This window comes from Streptomyces sp. NPDC001781 (assembly GCF_053596035.1).
This window is the reverse complement of the sequence record NZ_JBSFFI010000007.1, coordinates 174,193-192,748: the sequence shown is the minus strand read 5'-3', so window position 1 is coordinate 192,748 and position 18,556 is coordinate 174,193. Positions and strand designations below refer to the sequence as shown.

Genomic DNA, 18,556 nt, shown 5'->3' with positions numbered 1-18,556 from the left:
CAGCCATGAGACGGCCGGGCCGGGTCCCCTCAGGGCCATTAGGGTGAGGGCATGCCAGCGAGCTACGCGTATCTCGGTCCCGAAGGCACCTTCACCGAAGTCGCCCTGCGTACTCTCCCGGAGGCCGCCACCCGCGAGCTGATCCCGTACGTCTCGGTGCAGTCCGCGCTCGACGCGGTGCGTACCGGTGAGGCGGAGGCAGCGTTCGTGCCGATCGAGAACTCGGTCGAGGGCGGGATCACCACCACCCTGGACGAGCTGGTCGCGGGCGAGCCGCTCACGATCTACCGCGAGGTACTGCTGTCGATCACCTTCGCGCTGCTGGTCCGGCCGGGCACCGGGCTGGCCGACATCAAGACGGTCACCGCCCACCCCGCCGCCCAGCCGCAGGTCCGCAACTGGCTGCGCGCCCACCTCCCCGACGCCCTGTGGGAGTCGGCCGCCTCCAACGCGGACGGCGCCCGGCTGGTCCAGGAGGGCCGGTACGACGCGGCCTTCGCGGGCGAGTTCGCGGCGGCGCGGTACGGCCTGGTGCCGCTGGAGACCGACATCCACGACGCGGAGAACGCGCAGACCCGGTTCGTGCTGGTGGGCAGGCCCGCCCGGCCCGCCGCGCCGACCGGCGCCGACAAGACCTCGGTGGTTCTCTGGCAGCGGGATGACCACCCCGGCGCCCTGCGCGATCTGATCGACGAGTTCGCCACCCGCGGTATCAACCTGATGCTGCTCCAGTCCCGTCCGACCGGCGAGGGCATCGGGAACTACTGCTTCTGTGTGGACGCCGAGGGGCACATCTCCGACCGGCGGATGGCGGAGGCGCTGATGGGACTGAAGCGGGTCTGTCTCCAGGTGCGGTTCCTGGGTTCCTATCCCCGTGCCGACATCACGCCGGGCCAGGCGCGGCCCCTCCAGCCGGGCACGTCCGACCAGGAGTTCCTGGCGGCGTCCGACTGGGTGACCCGCTGCCAGGACGGCCGTTTCTAGAGCTCTGCGTTATCCACAGAAGTTATCCACAGGCTCGCTTCTCTGCCTGGGGACAAGTCGACAACAAGGCCCACCTGGTCGACAAATCGGTTCACAGCGCTCCGGCCCATTCAGCCCAGCCTGGATCACCCTTCGCCCACCCGTTTCCTTTGATTCATCTTTTAGAGTGAGTACTTTCCATCCGAAAGGGCCTGTAGCGGGAGTTTGAACCGGGAATTCCTTGGAGATGCCCTGAACTCGGAATGATCAATTCCGAAATCCACAGTCACTCCACACAGCCTGTGGATAACTTTTCCCGGGATGTGAATCCCTGTGGACGACGACGGGCCCGGCCGCCTCCCCAAGTGCCCGCCCCCGCAAGGGAGTCCGGTCGCGTCCCGCCACCCCGGGCATACGGGTCCCGGCCGCCGCGCGGGCACCGGTAGCCTTGGGCCTGTGATTGACCTTCGCCTGCTTCGTGAGGACCCTGACCGTGTGCGCGCCTCCCAGCGTGCTCGTGGAGAGGACGTCGCGCTCGTCGACTCCCTCCTGTCCGCCGACGAGCGGCGCAGGTCATCGGGTGTCCGCTTCGACGAGCTGCGGGCCGAGCAGAAGCAGCTCGGCAAGCTGATCCCCAAGTCCACCCCCGAGGAGCGGGCCGAGCTGCTCAGCCGTGCCGAGCGGCTCAAGGCCGAGGTCAAGGCGGCCGACGCCGAACGCGACGAGGCCGACGCGGAGACCCAGCGCCTGCTGCTCGGGCTCGGCAACCTCGTCCACCCCGCCGTGCCGGTCGGTGGCGAGGAGGACTTCGTCACCCTGGAGACGCACGGCGAGATCCGCGACTTCGACGCCGAGGGCTTCGCGCCCAAGGACCATCTCGAACTCGGCCAGATCCTCGGCGCGATCGACACCGAGCGCGGCGCCAAGGTCTCCGGCTCCCGCTTCTACTTCCTCACCGGTGCCGGCGCCCTGCTGGAGCTGGCCCTGGTCAACGCGGCCATCGCGCAGGCCACCGCGGCCGGCTTCACCCCGATGCTGACCCCGGCACTGGTGCGCCCCCAGTCCATGGCGGGCACCGGCTTCCTCGGCCAGGCCGCGCAGGACGTGTACCACCTGGACAAGGACGACCTCTACCTGGTCGGCACCTCCGAGGTGGCGCTCGCCGCGTACCACATGGACGAGATCATCGACGCGGACCGGCTGCCGCTGCGCTATGCCGGGTTCTCCCCCTGCTTCCGCCGTGAGGCCGGTTCGCACGGCAAGGACACCCGTGGCATCTTCCGGGTCCACCAGTTCGACAAGGTGGAGATGTTCTCCTACGTCGCACCGGAGGACGCCGAGGCGGAGCACCAGCGCCTGCTGGACTGGGAGAAGCAGTGGCTGACCTCGCTGGAGCTGCCGTTCCGCGTGATCGACGTCGCCACCGGTGACCTGGGCTCCTCCGCCGCCCGCAAGTTCGACTGCGAGGCGTGGATCCCGACCCAGGGCAAGTACCGCGAGCTGACGTCGACCTCGGACTGCACCGAGTACCAGTCCCGCCGGCTGCAGATCCGGATGCGCGACGGCAAGCAGGTCCGCCCGCTGGCCACGCTCAACGGCACGCTGTGCGCCGTACCGCGCACCATCGTGGCGATCCTGGAGAACCACCAGCAGCCCGACGGCTCGGTCCGTGTCCCCGAGGTCCTGCGCCCCTACCTGGGAGGACGGGAATTCCTGGAGCCGGTCGCCAAGTGAGCAACCCCTTCCCCTACGGCCTGGTCGCCACCGATCTGGACGGCACGCTGCTGCGCGGCGACGAGACGATCTCGCCGCGCACCCGTGAGGCGCTCGCCGCCGCCACGGCCGCGGGCGCCGCGCACATCGTCGTCACCGGCCGGGCGGTCCCCTGGACCCGGCACATACTGGACGACCTCGGTTACCAGGGCCTCGCCGTCTGCGGCCAGGGCGCCCAGGTCTACGACGCCGGCCGGCACCGGCTGCTGACCTCGGTGACGCTGGACCGGCAGCTGGCAGGCGTCGCCCTGGCCAAGATCGAGGCCGAAGTGGGTCCGCTGTACCTGGCGGCCGGCCGGGACGGACTGGACGGCGAGGTCCTGGTGGGCCCCGGCTACGCGGTCGGCGGCAGCCTGCCGGCCAAGGCGTTCACGAACGCGGCCGACCTGTGGGAAGCCCCGCTGAACAAGATCTACATCCAGCATCCGACGCTGACCACGGACGAGCTGGCGGACGCGGCCTCGCGCGCGGCGGGCGGTTTCGTCACCGTCGTCATGGCGGGCGAGGGCATCGTGGAGCTGCTGCCGCTCGGGCTGTCCAAGGCGACGGGTCTGTCGCTGGCGGCGCGGCGGCTGAAGCTGAAGGCGGCCGACACCATCGCCTTCGGTGACATGCCGAACGACGTGCCGATGTTCGCCTGGGCCGCGCACGGCGTGGCCATGGCCAACGCCCATGACGAACTCAAGGCCGTGGCCGGCGAGGTGACCGCCTCCAACGAGGAGGACGGCATCGCGCTGGTACTGGAGCGACTGCTCGGCTGAGAGGCGGGACACGACTCGGTCGTGCCCCGCCTCACGGCCGGTTCTCCGGGTGGGCGGCCCACGCGAGAGCGACATCGCGTGCTCGAAGCGGCCGCCCCGGGCGGTCCCCGTGCGGGAGCGGGCTCGACGGTGCGGTGACCGCACCGGAGCCCGCCCGGAACCGCCCTGACGGAAGCCGGACATGACGTCGTCCGGCTCCGCTCCCGGTACGGGGGCGCGCCGGGCTCCGTGAACCCGGCGTCAGCTCGCTTACTGTGCCCCCGCCGAGAAGCCCGGCGCCAGTGAATTAACCCCTGCGCCGGCGCCGCCGCGAGCGGCTGAAGAACCAGCCCGCGGGCGGCTTGTCGGCCCGCCACGGCTGGGGCTCGGGCCGCTCGGCCCGCCAGCGGGCGGCGAGCATCCGGGCCCGGGCGGACGGCTCGGAGGTCCCGGCGGCCCGGACGAAGTCCTCGTCCAGTTCGACGCCGTCCCACGGGTCGGGCGCGGCCTCGCCGTCCCCGGCCGGCTGCTCCTGTGCCATGGCGTCCTCCTCGCCGTACTCCCGATGCCGTCAGTGTGCCCCGAGGGGGATGAGGTCCCCGTCAAAGCGGCTGCTACTCCTCGCCCGCCAAGGTGAGGGCGCGCAGGCGCTGTCCCGCGTACCAGGTCGCGGCGACCGTCACGGCGACCAGGAGGGCGGTGGCCGCGGGGAGGCCGACGTCCGAGGTGATCAGGTTGCTGCCGACCACCTTGTGGGCGACCGCGAGCGACCACTGCTGGACGCTGAGGGTGCGGGCGCCGGAGACCAGGGAGCCGAACAGCGCCTCCCACACCAGGGCGTAGACCAGGCCGAAGACCACCGCGTGCCGCGAGACCGTGCCGAGCAGCAGGAACAGCGCCGAGTAGGCGATGGACGCGACGAGCGCGGCGACCGTGTAGGCGACGGCGACCTGCTGGCCGTTGCCGTTGAGGACCAGGCCCGCGATCAGGGTGGGCAGCGCGGAGAACACCATGGTCACCGCGATGGCTACGATCAGCTTGGTGAAGATGATCGTCGGCCGCTTCAGCGGCTTGGACAGCAGGTAGACCACGGAGCCGTCGTCGATCTCCGGCCCGATCGCGCCGGTGCCCGCGATGACACCGATGATCGGCACCATGGTGGCGAGCGCGAACCCGCCGAGCACGTCGGCGGCGACCTGGTCGTCGGCACCGGTCAGCAGGCGCACGGCCACCGAGATCACGATGAGCAGCAGGGGCAGCGCGCCGAGGACGAGGGCCCGGCGGCGGCCGAGCAGGGCCCGGTAGGTGAGCCGGGCGACTGTGGGGTCGTACATCTTCGGCCTCCTACGCCGCGACGAGATACGAGAAGACGGACTCCAGGGACTCGTCCGAGGGCGAGACCGTGAGGAGCCGGATGCCCCGGTCACTGGCGACCTTGGGCAGCAGCGCGGTGAAGCGGCCGAAGTCGACGGCCTGGACGGCCAGCCCGCCCTCGACGGCGTCGACCTCGATGCCCGCGGTGGACGGGTCGGCGATCAGGGCGGCCGCGAGGGCGCGGTCGTCACTGGAGCGGACCAGGTAGCGGTGCGGGCGGTCGGTCATCAGGCGACGGATCCTGCGGAAGTCGCCGCTGGCCGCATGCCGTCCGGCGACGACGACCTCGATGTGCCGGGCGAGCTGCTCGACCTCCTCCAGGATGTGCGAGGAGAACAGCACCGTGCGGCCCTCGTCGCCCATCGCGCGCAGCAGCTCCATCAACTGCAGCCGCTGGCGCGGGTCCATGCCGTTGAACGGCTCGTCGAGGAGCAGCAGCGAGGGGTCGTGGACGAGCGCGGACGCCATCTTCACGCGCTGGCGCATGCCCTTGGAGTAGGTGGAGATCTTCCGGTCCTGGGCGTGCTCCATCTCCACGGTGGCCAGGGCACGCTGGGCTGCCTTGGCTCCCAGACCGTGCAGCTCGGCGTTGGCTACGACGAATTCACGGCCGGTGAGGAAGTCGTACATCGCCTCGCGCTCGGGGACGATGCCGATGTGCCGGTAGACCGCTTCGTTGCGCCACACCGGCCGGCCGTCGAGGGTGACGGTGCCGGTGGAGGGGGCGAGGAAGCCGCCCATCATGTTGATGAGGGTGGATTTTCCGGCGCCGTTGGGACCGAGGAGGCCGGTGACACCGGGGCCGATGGTCATGGTGATGTCGTTGACGGCGACCACGTTGCCGAACCAGCGGGACACGTGGTCGATCGAAAGTGTGCTCATGGGCGCAGCCCGTTCCTTGAAAGGGTGGTGGCGGGCGACGGGAGGGCGGTCACAGGCCCACCTTCTTGTAGCGGCGCAGCAGGAGGCCGTAGCTCGCGGCCACGAGGCCGAGGACGACGATCAGGTAGACGAAGCCCTCGCCGGTGGACGGCCCGACGCCGCCGGGGAACGACGAGGTGCCGCCGAGCAGCGCCGACTGGAGGCCGTCGATCAGGGTGACCGGGGAGAACAGCCCGATCCACGGCACCGAGCCGCTGTCGCCCTGGGAGTCGGCGATGGCCTGGAGGGTGGAGACGGCGCCGTAGGAGATGGTCATGACGGCGATGACGGCGGCGATACCGAAGCCGCGGCGCGGGGTGACGGCGGCGATGACCAGGCCGATCCCGGCGAACAGCAGGGAGAGCAGGACCACCGTGACCAGTCCCTCGCCGAACTTCTCGCTCTGGTGGGCCACCCCCATCTTGGCGAGCAGCGAACCCACGAAGAGCACGAGCAGTGGGCCGCCGGTGAGGATGAACAGGGCCGAGGCGAGCGCCGCGAACTTGGCGAGCACGTAGTCGGCGGTCTCGATGGGCCGTGAGAAGTACAGCGGGACCGTCTTGAAGCGCAGGTCGCGGGAGACGGACTGCGGCGCCTGGGAGGCGACGTACAGGCTGATCACGGCCTGCATGATGATCGCGTACCGGCTGTAGGGGACCGGCAGGTCGTGCGCCTTGGTGGTGACCGCGACGGCGACCATGATGGCGGCCGGCACGCACATCACCGCGAAGAGCAGCATCGGCAGCACCTTGGACTTGGCCGAGCGGCCGAGGCCGTAGGCGCCGCGCAGGGACTGCGAGTACAGCGAGCGGCGCGCGTAGGCGCGGCCGAGGCGGGGGCCGTCGTAGCCGCGGTAACCGATGTCGTGGATGCGGGACTGGTCGCCCGAGAGCGCCTGTGCCGTGGGGACGGGCTGGTCAACCGCCATGGCCGACTGCCTCCTTCCGCTGCTCGTCGCGGGTGAACACCTCGGAGATGTGGTGGCGCCGCTGTTCCATCCGGACCAGGCCGAGCCCGAGTCCGGCGACGGTGTCGCGCACCAGGTCGTACGTCTCCTCGCCCTGCGCGGTGAGCAGCAGGATGTGGCCGGCGCCGGGCAGGCCGCCGCCGTCGTCGTGGGTGTCGACACCGCGCGCGTGCAGCGCCTCGCGCAGGGCGCGGGTGCCGTTGGGGTGGGTGTCGCTGTCGGTGACCTCGACGGCCAGCGTGGTGGTGCTCTGGGTGAAGTCGGTGGTGGAGCTGGACCGCAGCAGCTTGCCGCCGTCGACGACCACGACGTGGTCGCAGGTGCGCTCCAGCTCGCCCAGCAGGTGGGAGGTGACCAGAACCGAGATGCCGAAGTCGGTGTGGATGCGGCGGATCAGGCCGAGCATCTCGTCGCGGCCGACCGGGTCCAGGCCGTTGGTCGGTTCGTCCAGGAAGACCAGCCGGGGGTCGTGCACCAGCGCCTGCGCGAGCTTGACCCGCTGCTTCATGCCGGTCGAGTAGCCGCCGATGGGGCGGTAGCGCTCCTCGTACAGCCCGACGTGGCGCAGGGTGTCGGCGGTGCGCTCACGGGCCGCGGTGGGCGGCAGACCGGACATGCGTGCCATGTGCACGACGAACTCGGTGGCCGAGACGTCGGGCGGCAGGCAGTCGTGCTCCGGCATGTAGCCGACGCGCTCGCGGATGGCGGCACCTTCGGTCGCCACGTCGAGACCGAGCACTGCGGCACGGCCCTCGGTGGCGGGGGACAGACCCAGCAGGATCTTGATCAGGGTGGACTTGCCGGCGCCGTTGGCACCGACGAGTCCCGTCACACCGGGTCCGATGTCCACGGACAGCCGGTCGAGCGCGGTCACCCGGGGGAACCGCTTGCTCAGGCTCTCGGTCACGATCACAGTCACACGCACGACGGTAGTGACGCGGGGCACGCGGGTCGTCAGACCACAGAGCCGTCTTGGGGTCCGTCTCGGGTAGTACGGGGCCCTAGGGGGAGGGGTACCTGGGGGAGGGGACGCCATCCCCCCTGTTGACGCCACCTCTAACAACTGCCACATTCGCTGGACGGGACCGGGCGGATGCGGGCGGAGGACAAGTGACGCTGAAGGACGCGCGTGAGCGGCGGGTGCGCACCGGCGGGATCGAGCTGTGCGTGGCCGAACTGGGCGATCCGGAGCGCCCCACCGTGGTGCTGGTGCACGGCTACCCGGACAGCAAGGAGGTCTGGTCCGAGGTCGCGGCCCGCCTGGCGGACGACTTCCACGTGGTGCTCTACGACGTGCGTGGCCACGGCCGCTCCACCGCGCCGAAACCACTGCGCGGCGGCTTCACCCTGGCCAAGCTGACGGACGACTTCCTCGCGGTGGCCGACGCGGTGAGCCCGGACCGGCCGGTGCACCTGGTCGGGCACGACTGGGGCTCGGTGCAGTCCTGGGAGTTCGTGACGGTGGAGCGGACACGGGGCCGCATCGCCTCCTTCACCTCCATGTCGGGCCCCTCGCTGGACCACTTCGGCCACTGGATCGCCGCCCGCGTGAAGCGCCCGACCCCGCGCCGGGTGGGCCAGCTCCTCGGCCAGGGCGCCAAGTCCTGGTACGTCTGCCTGCTGCACACTCCGGTGCTGCCGGAGCTGGCCTGGCGCGGACCGCTGGGCAGACGGTGGCCGAAGCTGCTGGAGCGGGCCGAGAAGGTCCCGGCCGGCGACTACCCGACGGCCTCGCTGCCCTCGGACGCGGCCCGCGGCGCCTGGCTCTACCGGGACAACGTGCGCCCCCGGCTGTGCCACCCGCGCCCGGACGCCGTCGCGCACGTGCCGGTGCAGCTCATCACCCCGCAGGGCGACGCGTTCCTCTCGGAGCGGCTCTACGACGACCTGGAACGGTGGGTGCCGAGGCTGACCCGGCGCACGCTTCCGGCCAAGCACTGGGTGCCGCGCACCCGGCCCGACCAACTGGCCTGTTGGATCGAGGCGTTCGTGAACGGGGTGGAGCAGGGCGGGCCTTCGCGGGGCGGCGGTCGCCATACCGACCGATTCGGAGGGCAGTTGGCGCTGGTCACCGGAGCGGGCAGCGGCATCGGGCGGGCGACGGCGCTGGCTCTCGCTGAGGCGGGGGCGCGTCTGGTCGTGGTCGACCGGGACCGCGCGACGGCTGTGCGTACCGTCGAACTGGCTCTGGCGGCAGGCGCTTCGGGCGCCTGGCCGGAGGTGGTGGACGTCTCGGACGAGCAGGGCATGGAGAAGCTGGCCGAGCGGGTGCACCGCGAGCACGGCGTGGTGGACGTGCTGGTCAACAACGCGGGCATCGGTGTCTCCGGCTCCTTCCTCACCACGACCCCGGACGACTGGCGCAGGGTGCTGGACGTCAACCTGTGGGGCGTGATCCACGGTTGCCGCCTCTTCGGGTCCCGCATGGCGGAGCGGGGGCAGGGCGGCCACATCGTCAACATCGCCTCCGCCGCGGCCTTCCAGCCCTCGCGGGCGCTTCCGGCGTACGGCGCGTCCAAGGCGGCGGTGCTGATGCTCTCGGAGTGCCTGCGCGCCGAACTGGCCTCCGCGGACATCGGAGTCACGGCCATCTGCCCGGGCATCGTGAACACCGGCATCACGTCGACTACGCGCTTCACCGGAGTGGACGAGACCGAGGCGCGGCGGCGTCAGGAGCGGGCGTCCCGGTGGTACGGGAAGCGCAACTACCCGCCGGAGAAGGTCGCCAGAGCGATTCTGGACGCGGTGGCGGAGAACCGGGCGGTGGTCCCGGTGACTCCTGAGGCGCGGGGCGTGTATCTGCTGTCGCGGTTCGTGCCGGGTGCGTTGCGCTCATTGGCGCGCGTGCAGCCGAAGTTGTGAGCCGGAAGACGGCGGAGAGTTCTCCATCTGCCGTAAAGCGTACAGAAGTTGCCCAACCTGCCTGAAACGGGCGCCGGTTGTCCACAGAATTGCCAAAAACGCTGTGGATAAAGGACGTTGGCTGTGGATCAAACCTGCTCAGATAAATCGAATGCGTGATCCGCGTCTCTCCAGGAGGCTGGGAGGGGCGGAAAACGCGGAGCAGCCCGAAGAAAGGAACATACGTAAAGCATCGTATGCGAGAAATAAGAGAAATAGGCATATCGGAAGTGATGGACGACAGACGCACCGTGAAGGTGTCCAAGTACCTCTCGAAGCACCTGCGGCACCAGCCCGAGCGCATCGGGCTCACCCTGGACCCGGCCGGCTGGGTGGAGATCGACACGCTGCTCACCGCGGCGGCGGCCCACGGCTTCCCCGTCAGCCGCGCCGAACTGGACCACGTGGTGGCCGTCAACGACAAGCGGCGGTTCGCCGTCGAGGACGGCAGAATCCGCGCCAACCAGGGCCACACGGTCGAGGTCGCGCTCGGTCTGCCCGCGGCCACCCCGCCGCCGTACCTCTACCACGGCACCGTCGCCCGCAGCCTGGACGCGATCCGCGCCGAGGGGCTGCGTCCCGTGAACCGGCACGACGTGCATCTCTCGGCCGACCGGGAGACCGCGACCCGGGTCGGCGCCCGCCGCGGCCGGCCGGTGGTCCTCAGCGTGGACGCGGGCGCCATGCACCGCGACGGGCTTGTGTTCCACGTCAGCGCCAACGGCGTCTGGCTGACCGACGCCGTTCCGCCGCGCTACCTGCGGTTCTCCCGACCGCGCTGAGACTCCGGCTCAGCCGAGCTGGGCGACGGCCTCGGTGGCGATCTTCTCGAAGACGGCCTGGTCGGCCGCGAAGTCCGAGTCCGCGATGGGCCAGTGGATCACCAGCTCGGTGATGCCCAGCGCCGCGTACCGGCCGGCGAAGTCCACGAACGCGTCGACGGAGTCCAGCGGGCGGGCGCGGTCCGGCGTGAACCCGGTCAGCATGATCTTGTCCAGGTCGGCCACGTCCCGGCCGGTCTCCGCGCACGCCTCGGTGAGCCGGCCGATCTGCCGCTCCACCGCGAGCACCGACTGCTCCGGCGTACCGGTCTCGAACAGCTTCGGGTCGCCCGTGGTCACCCACGCCTGCCCGTACCGCGCGGCCAGCCTGAGTCCGCGCGGGCCGGTCGCCGCCACCGCGAACGGCAGCCGGGGCTCCTGGGCGCAGCCCGGAATGTTGCGGGCCTCGTGCGCCGAGTAGTGGTCGCCCGTGTACGACACCGCGTCCTCGGTCAGCAGCCGGTCCAGCAGGGTCACGAACTCCTCGAACCGGTCGGCCCGCTCACGCGGAGACCACGCCTCCTGCCCGAGCGCCGTCGCGTCGAACCCGGAGCCGCCCGCACCGATGCCCAGCGTGACCCGGCCGCCGGAGATGTCGTCCAGGGAGATCAGCTCCTTGGCCAGGGTCACCGGGTGCCGGAAGTTCGGCGAGGTCACCAGGGTCCCCAGCCGCAGCCGCTCGGTAGCCTCCGCGGCGGCCGTCAGAGTCGGCAGCGCACCGAACCACGGCCCGTCCCGGAACGACCGCCACGACAGGTGGTCGTAGGTGTACGCGGCGTGGAACCCGAGCTCCTCGGCCCGCTGCCATTTCGCCCGGCCCCCCTCGCTCCAGCGGTCGACGGGGAGGATCACGGTACTGAGACGAAGGGCCATGCCGACGAGCCTACGATGTCCGGACGGCCGGCCGGGACCCGGTCCCGAACGCATCCGACGCCTACCCGACCTCTGCCGGGCCCCGCGCCGCAGGAGCGTGCGCGCGGGTGCGCGAGAATGCTCGGGTGACCTCAGCGACCAGACAGCCGGGGACCCCGGCCCCCGCACAGCCGTCGGCCCCGTCCGGACGCGGAGGAGGCTCCCTCCCACCGCGTCTGATCGCCACGGACCTCGACGGCACCCTGCTGCGCGACGACCAGACCGTCTCCCCGCGAACCGTGGCCGCGCTGGCCGCGGCCGAGAAGGCGGGCATCGAGGTCTTCTTCGTCACCGGCCGCCCGGCCCGCTGGATGGGCGTCGTCAGCGAGCACGTCCACGGCCACGGCCTGGCCATCTGCGGCAACGGTGCCGCCGTGGTCGACCTGCACGGCGGAGCCGGCGCCCACCGCTTCGTGAAGGTGCGCGAGCTGGCCAGGGAGAACGCCCTGAAGTCCGTGCGGCTGCTGCGCGAGGCGGCCCCCGGCACGCTCTTCGCGGTGGAACAGACCTACGGCTTCCACCAGGAGCCCGCCTACCCCAAGCTGCACCTGGAGATCCCGGACACCCTGCGGCCCGCCGAGGAACTCCTCGCGCCGGACGGGGTCGCGGCGAGCCAGCCGGTGCTCAAGATCCTGGCCCACCACCCCGACCTCGATCCGGACGCCTTCCTCACCCTCGCCCGGATCGCCGTCGGAGGCCACGCCAACGTCACCCGGTCCAGTCCCAGCGCGCTGCTGGAACTGAGCGGCCCCGACGTCTCCAAGGCCAGCACCCTGGCCCTGTGCTGCGCCGAGCGCGGCATCTCGCCGGAGGAGGTCGTGGCCTTCGGCGACATGCCCAACGACATCGAGATGCTGACCTGGGCCGGACGCTCCTACGCCATGGGCAACGCCCACCCCGACACCCTGGCCGCCGCCACCGGCCGCACCCACGCCAACAACGACGACGGTGTGGCCCGCGTGATCGAGGACCTGCTCGCCGGACGGGTCTGACCGGTCCCACCGGTCAGAGCACGACGAGGGCCTCCGCCTCGGCCTCGCGCCGGGCCATCGCGGCCAGCGGGCCGTCCACCGCGAGCAGCTCGGCGTACGGCCCGCGCTGGACGACGCGGCCCGCGTCGAGGACGAGCACCTCGTCGACGGCGGCGAGACCCGCGAGCCGGTGCGTGATCAGCAAGGTGGTGCGGCCCTCTGTCGCGGCCAGCAGGTCGTCGGTCAGAGCGTCCGCCGTGGGCAGGTCGAGGTGCTCGGCGGGCTCGTCCAGCACCAGCACCGGGAAGTCCGCGAGCAGAGCACGCGCCAGCGCCAGCCGCTGCCGCTGACCGCCGGAGAGCCGGGCGCCGTGCTCGCCGACATGCGTGTCCAGGCCCTCGGGGAGGCCGTCCACCCAGTCCAGCAGCCGGGCCCGCAGCAGGACGTCACGCACGTCGGCCTCGGTCGCGTCCCTTCGGGCCAGCAGCAGGTTCTCCCGGACGGTGCTGTCGAAGAGATGGGCGTCCTGGGCACACAGCCCGACCAGCCGCCGTACCTCGTCGCCGTCCATCTCGGCCGCCTCCACCCCGGCCAGCGTGTACGTGCCCGAGCCGGGATCCAGGAACCGGAGCAGCACCTGGGCGAGGGTGGTCTTGCCGGAGCCGGAGGGACCGACCACGGCGATCCGGCGGCCCCGGTCCAGCGTGAGGTCCAGTCCGTGCAGCGCGTCCCGGTGCTGGTCCTCGTGACGGGCGGTCAGGTCCCGTACGACGAGTGGGAACGGCGAGGCCGGGGCCTCGCGCGGTCGCTCGGGCTCGCGCACCGGCACCGGGGCGTCCAGCACCTCGTAGACCCGCTCGGCGCTGCGGGCGACCCGCTGGCGGTGGCGCACGGCCAGGGGGAGACCGAGCACGGCCTCGAAGGCGGCCAGCGGGGTCAGAACGACCACGGCCACCAGCACGCCGTGGATGCGGCCCCCGGCCGCCGCCTGCGCGCCGAGCAGCGCCGCCACGGTGACCGTCAGGCCCGAGATCAGCGCGGTCAGGCCGTCGCCGAGCGCGGTGACCCCGGCCGAGCGGGACGCGATCCGGGTGAGGGTGCCGTCGGCCTGCCGGGTGGCCGCCATGCGTGAGGGCAGCGCCCCGGCGACGGTCAACTCGGCGGTGCCGGTGAGCAGGTCGGTGACGCGGGTGGCCAGTTCACCCCGGGCGGGCGCCAGCTGTCGTTCGGTGCGCCGGGCCACGGCCGCGGTGACCAGCGGGACGCCGACCCCGGCGAGCAGCAGGCCGACGGCGAGCGCGGCTCCCGCCTCGGGGAGCAGCCACGCGGTGAAGCCGACCGAGGCGGCGGAGACGACGACCGCCACACCGGTGGGCAGCAGCCAGCGCAGCCAGTAGTCCTGGAAGGCGTCCACATCGGAGACGAGCCGGCTGAGCAGGTCGCCGCGCCGGGTGCCGCGCAGGCCGGCCGGGGCCAGCCGCTCGAGCCGCTTGTAGACGGCGACGCGGGTGTCGGCGAGCATGCGCAGCACGGCGTCGTGCGACACCAGTCGTTCGCCGTACCGGAAGACCGCGCGGCCGATGCCGAAGAACCGGGTGGCCGTCACGGCGACCAGCAGATACAGCACCGGCGGCTGCTGCGAGGCGCGCGAGATCAGCCAGCCGGAGGTCGCCATGAGTCCGACGGCGCAGCCGAGAGCGAGGCTGCCCAGCAGCAGTGCGAGGAGCAGCCGTCCGCGCCGGGCGGCGGCCACGGAGCGGACACGGGCCAGGACGTCTCGCTCACGCGCCGTCGCCTTCTCGGGCGCGGGCTCGTCGTGAGGGCCGTCGGCACCGTCCGGCTCGGGGAGGAATGCCTCACCCCCTGCGGGCTCGGGCACGTTCCCGTCGAGCGCGGTGGCGGCGGGTTCCGGGGCGGCCACCACGGACCTGACCGGCTGGGGCGCGGTGACCGGTTCGGCCATGTCCAGCCGCACCACCCGGTCGGCGACCTCCAGCAGGGCGGGCCGGTGCACGACGAGCAGCACCGTACGGCCGACGGCGAGACGCCGTACCGCCGCGACGACGTCGGCCTCGGTCGCACCGTCCAGCGCGGCGGTGGGCTCGTCCAGCAGCAGCACCGGCCGGTCGGCCAGGAAGGCGCGGGCCAGGGCGAGCCGCTGCCGCTGACCTGCGGAGAGACCGGCACCGTCCTCCCCCAGCAGGGTGTCGGCACCGGCGGGCAGCGCGTCCACGAACTCCAGCGCACCGGCGTCCGCCAGCGCCCGGCGCACGGCTGCGTCGTCCGCGTCGGGGCGGGCCAGGCGGACGTTCTCAGCGATGGTCCCGGCGTACAGGTGCGGGCGCTGCGGCACCCAGGCGATCCTGGAGCGCCACTCCTCCAGATCGAGGTCGGCGAGATCGTCGCCGCCCACGCGGACCTGGCCGGCGCCGGGCCGGACGAAGCCGAGGAGCACGCCGAGCAGGGTGGACTTGCCCGCGCCGCTCGGCCCGATCAGCGCCACGGTCTCGCCGGGTTCCACCAAGAAGGACACATCGGTGACGGCGTCCGCCGAGCGGCCGGGATAGCGGACCGTCACGGAGTCGAAGGCCAGGGAGCCGGCCGGGACAGGTGCGCCGCCGGTGGCCGGGGCGGGCGTCTCCAGCACGGCGAAGATCTCCTCGGCCGCCGCCAGCCCCTCCGCCGCCGCGTGGTACTGCGCACCCATCTGACGCACCGGGAGGTACGCCTCGGGGGCCAGGACCAGGATGACCAGGCCGGTGTACAGGTCCATGTCGCCGTGCACCAGCCGCATGCCGATGGTGACGGCGACCAGCGCGACGGAGAGCGTGGCAAGCAGCTCCAGCGCGAAGGAGGAGAGGAAGGCGATCCGCAGGGTCCGCATGGTGGCGCGGCGGTACTCGCCAGTGATCTTGCGGATGGACTCGGCCTGCGCCTTGGCCCGGCCGAACACCTTCAGGGTGGACAGCCCCGCGACCACGTCGAGGAAGTGGCCGGAGAGCCGGGAGAGCAGCGACCACTGGCGGTCCATCCGGGACTGGGTGGCCCAGCCGATCAGGATCATGAAGACCGGGATGAGGGGGAGGGTGGCGACGATGATCGCCGCCGAGACCCAGTCCTCGGTGACGATCCGCGCCAGCACCGCCACCGGCACGACCAGGGCGAGCCCCAGTTGCGGCAGGTACCGCGCGAAGTAGTCGTCCAGGGCGTCGACCCCGCGTGTGGCCAGGGTGACCAGCGAACCGGTGCGTCGGCCGCTCAGCCAGCCGGGACCGAGTACCGCGGCCCGCTCGACCAGCCGCTCCCGCAACTCGGACTTCACGGCAGCGCTGGTCCTGTGCGCGGCCAGCTCCGTGAGCCAGGAGACCAGCGCCCGCCCGCAGGCCACTCCGGCCAGCAGGGCCAGCGGCGTGACCAGGTCACTCGCCGACTCGCCGTGCTGGAAGGCTCCGACCACCACCTCGGCGATCAGCATGGCCTGGGCGATGACCAGACCTGCGCCGAGCCCGCCCAGGAGGACGACCGTCACGAGGAAGAGGCGCGTGGCGCGGGCGTGGTGCAGAAGGCGGGGATCGATCGGTTTCACGTGAAACGTGTCCTTCAGTCCCGAGAGTGTGTTTCACGTGAAACATACCCTCGGGGCGGTCAGTGTGCGGCTTCGGCGATGTGCTGGGTACCGATGCGCTTGCGGAAGACCCAGTACGTCCATGCCTGGTAGAGCATGACCAGCGGAGCGGCGATGACGGCGCACCAGGTCATGATCTTCAAGGTGTACGGGCTCGACGAGGCGTTTGTGACCGTCAGGCTCCAGTCCGCGTCGAGGGTGGAGGGCATCACGTTCGGGAAGAGCGAGAGGAAGAGCATCGCCACGGCAGCCGCGATGGTCACCCCGGACAACCCGAACGCCCATCCCTCCCGTCCCCGCCAGACGGCACCCAGGGCGCCGACCAGGGCAGCGGCCGCGACGGCAAGGGCGACCAGGCTGGCGCCGTCCCCGCTGTGCAGCTGGGTCCAGACCAGGAAGCCGAGCGCAGGCACGACGGTCACCGGACCGAAGCGCAGCGCCAGGGTCCGGGCCCTGGTGCGGATGTCACCGACGGTCTTGAGGGCCGTGAACACCGCCCCGTGGAAGGTGAACAGGGTGAGCGTCACCACCCCGCCGAGCAGGGCGTAGGGGTTGAACAGGTCGATCAGGCCGCCGACGTACTCGAAGTGCTGGTCGATCTTCACGCCCCGCACGATGTTCCCGAAGGCCACGCCCCAGAGGAACGCCGGGATCAGCGAGGACCAGAAGATCGCCCACTCCCAGTTGCGCTGCCACTTCTCATCGGGGCGCTTGGCCCGGTACTCGAAGCCCACGCCCCGCACGATCAGGCAGACCAGGATGAGCAGCAGCGGCAGGTAGAAGCCGGAGAACAGGGTGGCGTACCACTCCGGGAAGGCGGCGAAGGTCGCACCGCCCGCGGAGAGCAGCCACACCTCGTTGCCGTCCCAGACCGGGCCGATGGTGTTGATCAGCACCCGCCGCTCCGGCCGGTTCCGGGCCAGCAGCCGGGTCAGCACACCGACCCCGAAGTCGAAACCCTCCAGGAAGAAGTAGCCGGTCCACAGCACGGCTATGAGTACGAACCAGACGTCATGCAGTTCCATGGCTGTCCCTCAGCGCTAGTACGAGAAGGCCATCGGCCGGTCGGCGTCGTGATGGTCGCCGCCGATCTTCGTGGGCGGGTTGAGGTCGGCCTCGGTCAGCTCCGGGGGCCCGGCCTTGGCGTACTTGACCAGCAACCGGACCTCGATCACCGCGAGGATCGCGTACAGCGCGGTGAAGACGGCCATCGAAAGGGCGACCTCGGTCTGGGAGACACCGGGGGAGACCGCCTGGCGGGTCTGGAACAGGCCGTAGACGACCCAGGGCTGGCGGCCCATCTCGGTGAAGATCCAGCCCCAGGAGTTGGCTATCAGCGGGAAGGCCATCGTCCAGGTGGCCACGCGCCAGAACCAGGGGGTGAGCTTCGGGCCCAGCGTCCGCCTCCCGAACAGCACCAGATGCGGCACCTCGTCGTCACCGGTGCGCAGGTGCCGGGGGAGCAGCAACCTCTTCCGGGTCAGCCAGAGCCCCAGCGCGCCGAGAGTGAAGGAGGCCATGCCGAACCCGATCATCCAGCGGAAACCCCAGTAGGCGACCGGGATGTTGGGCCGGTAGTCCCCCGGCCCGAACTTCTGCTGCTCGGCCTTGTTCACATCGTTGATGCCGGGGACGTACGAGGAGAAGTCGTCGTTGGCCAGGAAGGACAGCAGGCCCGGCACCTCGACGGCGACGCGGTTGTGGCCCTTGTCCACGTCGCCGTAGGCGAACACCGAGAAGGGCGCGGGCTTCTGACCGTCCCACAGGGCCTCGGCGGCGGCCATCTTCATCGGCTGCTGCTTGAACATCACCTTGCCGAGGGTGTCGCCGCTGATGGCGGTGAGCAGGCCGGCGATCACCACGGTGACCAGGCCGAGCCGCAGTGAGGTCCGCATCACCCTGATGTGCCGGCGCCGGGCCAGGTGGTAGGCGGCGAGTCCCACCATGAAGGCGCCCCCGGTCAGGAAGGCCGCGGAGAGGGTGTGGAACGCCTGGGCGAGCGCGGTGTTCTGGGTCAGCACGGCCCAGAAGTCGGTCAGTTCGGCGCGCCCCCGCTCCTTGTTGATGCGGAAGCCGACCGGGTGCTGCATCCAGGAGTTGGCCGCGAGGATGAAGTACGCCGAGAGGACGGTGCCGATCGAGACCATCCATATGCAGGCCAGGTGGATCCTCTTCGGCAGCTTGTCCCAGCCGAAGATCCACAGGCCGATGAAGGTCGACTCGAAGAAGAAGGCGATCAGCGCCTCGAAGGCCAGCGGGGCGCCGAAGATGTCCCCGACGAAGCGCGAGTACTCCGACCAGTTCATGCCGAACTGGAACTCCTGCACGATGCCGGTGACCACGCCCATCGCGATGTTGATCAGGAAGAGCTTGCCCCAGAACTTGGTGGCCCTGAGGTAGACATCCTTCTCGGTGCGCACCCAGGCCGTCTGCAGCCCGGCCGTGAGAGCGGCCAGGGAGATCGTCAGCGGGACGAACAGAAAGTGATAGACGGTGGTGATGCCGAACTGCCAGCGCGCCAGGGTCTCCGGTGCCAACGCCAGTTCCACGTCGTCACCCCTCCTTACTTAGCCGTTCCGGTGCGGCCT

At 71.2% G+C, this 18,556-nt stretch carries 15 protein-coding genes; 6 read left to right on the top strand and 9 right to left on the bottom strand.

The genetic code is table 11. The features are described 5' to 3' along the window. Positions 1-51 precede the first annotated feature (51 nt). From pheA to ACWCV3_RS09390, 3 genes are all read left to right on the top strand, one after another. Positions 52-984 (top strand): prephenate dehydratase, encoded by a 933-nt coding sequence (gene pheA / locus ACWCV3_RS09400; protein WP_451220769.1) that lies wholly within the window; start codon positions 52-54, stop codon positions 982-984. Positions 985-1,419: 435 nt separating this feature from the next. Continuing rightward, positions 1,420-2,697: a serine--tRNA ligase gene (gene serS / locus ACWCV3_RS09395; protein ID WP_451220766.1), complete on the top strand. Its 1,278-nt coding sequence runs from the start codon at positions 1,420-1,422 to the stop codon at positions 2,695-2,697. Next, positions 2,694-3,497 (top strand): HAD family hydrolase, encoded by an 804-nt coding sequence (locus ACWCV3_RS09390; protein WP_451220763.1) that lies wholly within the window; start codon positions 2,694-2,696, stop codon positions 3,495-3,497. The genes serS and ACWCV3_RS09390 overlap by 4 nt, the downstream gene beginning before the upstream one ends. A gap of 286 nt (positions 3,498-3,783) precedes the next feature. On the opposite strand, the gene ACWCV3_RS09385 is transcribed toward ACWCV3_RS09390, so the two are convergent. The 5 genes from ACWCV3_RS09385 to ACWCV3_RS09365 form a co-directional block, all read right to left on the bottom strand. After that, positions 3,784-4,017, bottom strand: coding sequence for an SGM_3592 family protein (locus ACWCV3_RS09385; protein ID WP_451220760.1), 234 nt, complete (start codon positions 4,015-4,017; stop codon positions 3,784-3,786). 73 nt (positions 4,018-4,090) lie between these two features. Continuing rightward, a complete protein-coding gene (locus ACWCV3_RS09380; RefSeq protein ID WP_451220757.1) occupies positions 4,091-4,810 on the bottom strand; it encodes an ABC transporter permease subunit in 720 nt (239 codons plus the stop codon). Between the two features lie 10 nt (positions 4,811-4,820). Next, positions 4,821-5,732, bottom strand: coding sequence for an ABC transporter ATP-binding protein (locus ACWCV3_RS09375; protein WP_451220754.1), 912 nt, complete (start codon positions 5,730-5,732; stop codon positions 4,821-4,823). A 49-nt stretch (positions 5,733-5,781) separates the two neighbouring features. Next, complete coding sequence (locus ACWCV3_RS09370) at positions 5,782-6,699, bottom strand: ABC transporter permease subunit (RefSeq protein WP_451220751.1); 918 nt, start codon at positions 6,697-6,699, stop codon at positions 5,782-5,784. Further along, positions 6,689-7,651: an ABC transporter ATP-binding protein gene (locus ACWCV3_RS09365; RefSeq protein ID WP_451220927.1), complete on the bottom strand. Its 963-nt coding sequence runs from the start codon at positions 7,649-7,651 to the stop codon at positions 6,689-6,691. Before ACWCV3_RS09365 ends, ACWCV3_RS09370 begins: the two co-directional genes overlap by 11 nt. A gap of 197 nt (positions 7,652-7,848) precedes the next feature. On the opposite strand from ACWCV3_RS09365, the gene ACWCV3_RS09360 reads away from it, so the two are divergent. After that, positions 7,849-9,600: an SDR family oxidoreductase gene (locus ACWCV3_RS09360; RefSeq protein ID WP_451220748.1), complete on the top strand. Its 1,752-nt coding sequence runs from the start codon at positions 7,849-7,851 to the stop codon at positions 9,598-9,600. Positions 9,601-9,872: 272 nt separating this feature from the next. After that, a complete protein-coding gene (locus tag ACWCV3_RS09355) occupies positions 9,873-10,421 on the top strand; it encodes an RNA 2'-phosphotransferase (RefSeq protein WP_451220745.1) in 549 nt (182 codons plus the stop codon). Between the two features lie 9 nt (positions 10,422-10,430). Here the strand turns inward: ACWCV3_RS09355 and ACWCV3_RS09350 are convergent, their stop codons facing one another. Further along, the gene (locus ACWCV3_RS09350; protein WP_451220742.1) at positions 10,431-11,333 is read right to left on the bottom strand and encodes an LLM class flavin-dependent oxidoreductase; all 903 of its coding nucleotides are present in this window, start codon (positions 11,331-11,333) and stop codon (positions 10,431-10,433) included. Between the two features lie 107 nt (positions 11,334-11,440). Between ACWCV3_RS09350 and ACWCV3_RS09345 the strand changes: the two genes are divergently transcribed. Continuing rightward, entirely contained in the window at positions 11,441-12,364 is a 924-nt protein-coding gene (locus tag ACWCV3_RS09345; RefSeq protein ID WP_451220739.1) for an HAD-IIB family hydrolase, read from the top strand. 13 nt (positions 12,365-12,377) lie between these two features. Here ACWCV3_RS09345 and cydD read toward each other — a convergent pair whose 3' ends face one another. The 3 genes from cydD to ACWCV3_RS09330 are packed head-to-tail and all read right to left on the bottom strand — an operon-like array spanning position 12,378 to position 18,517. Beyond that, positions 12,378-15,929: a thiol reductant ABC exporter subunit CydD gene (cydD, locus tag ACWCV3_RS09340; RefSeq protein WP_451220736.1), complete on the bottom strand. Its 3,552-nt coding sequence runs from the start codon at positions 15,927-15,929 to the stop codon at positions 12,378-12,380. A 59-nt stretch (positions 15,930-15,988) separates the two neighbouring features. After that, the gene (gene cydB, locus ACWCV3_RS09335) at positions 15,989-16,993 is read right to left on the bottom strand and encodes a cytochrome d ubiquinol oxidase subunit II (protein ID WP_451220733.1); all 1,005 of its coding nucleotides are present in this window, start codon (positions 16,991-16,993) and stop codon (positions 15,989-15,991) included. A gap of 15 nt (positions 16,994-17,008) precedes the next feature. Then, positions 17,009-18,517: a cytochrome ubiquinol oxidase subunit I gene (locus tag ACWCV3_RS09330; protein WP_451220730.1), complete on the bottom strand. Its 1,509-nt coding sequence runs from the start codon at positions 18,515-18,517 to the stop codon at positions 17,009-17,011. Positions 18,518-18,556: the final 39 nt, after the last annotated feature.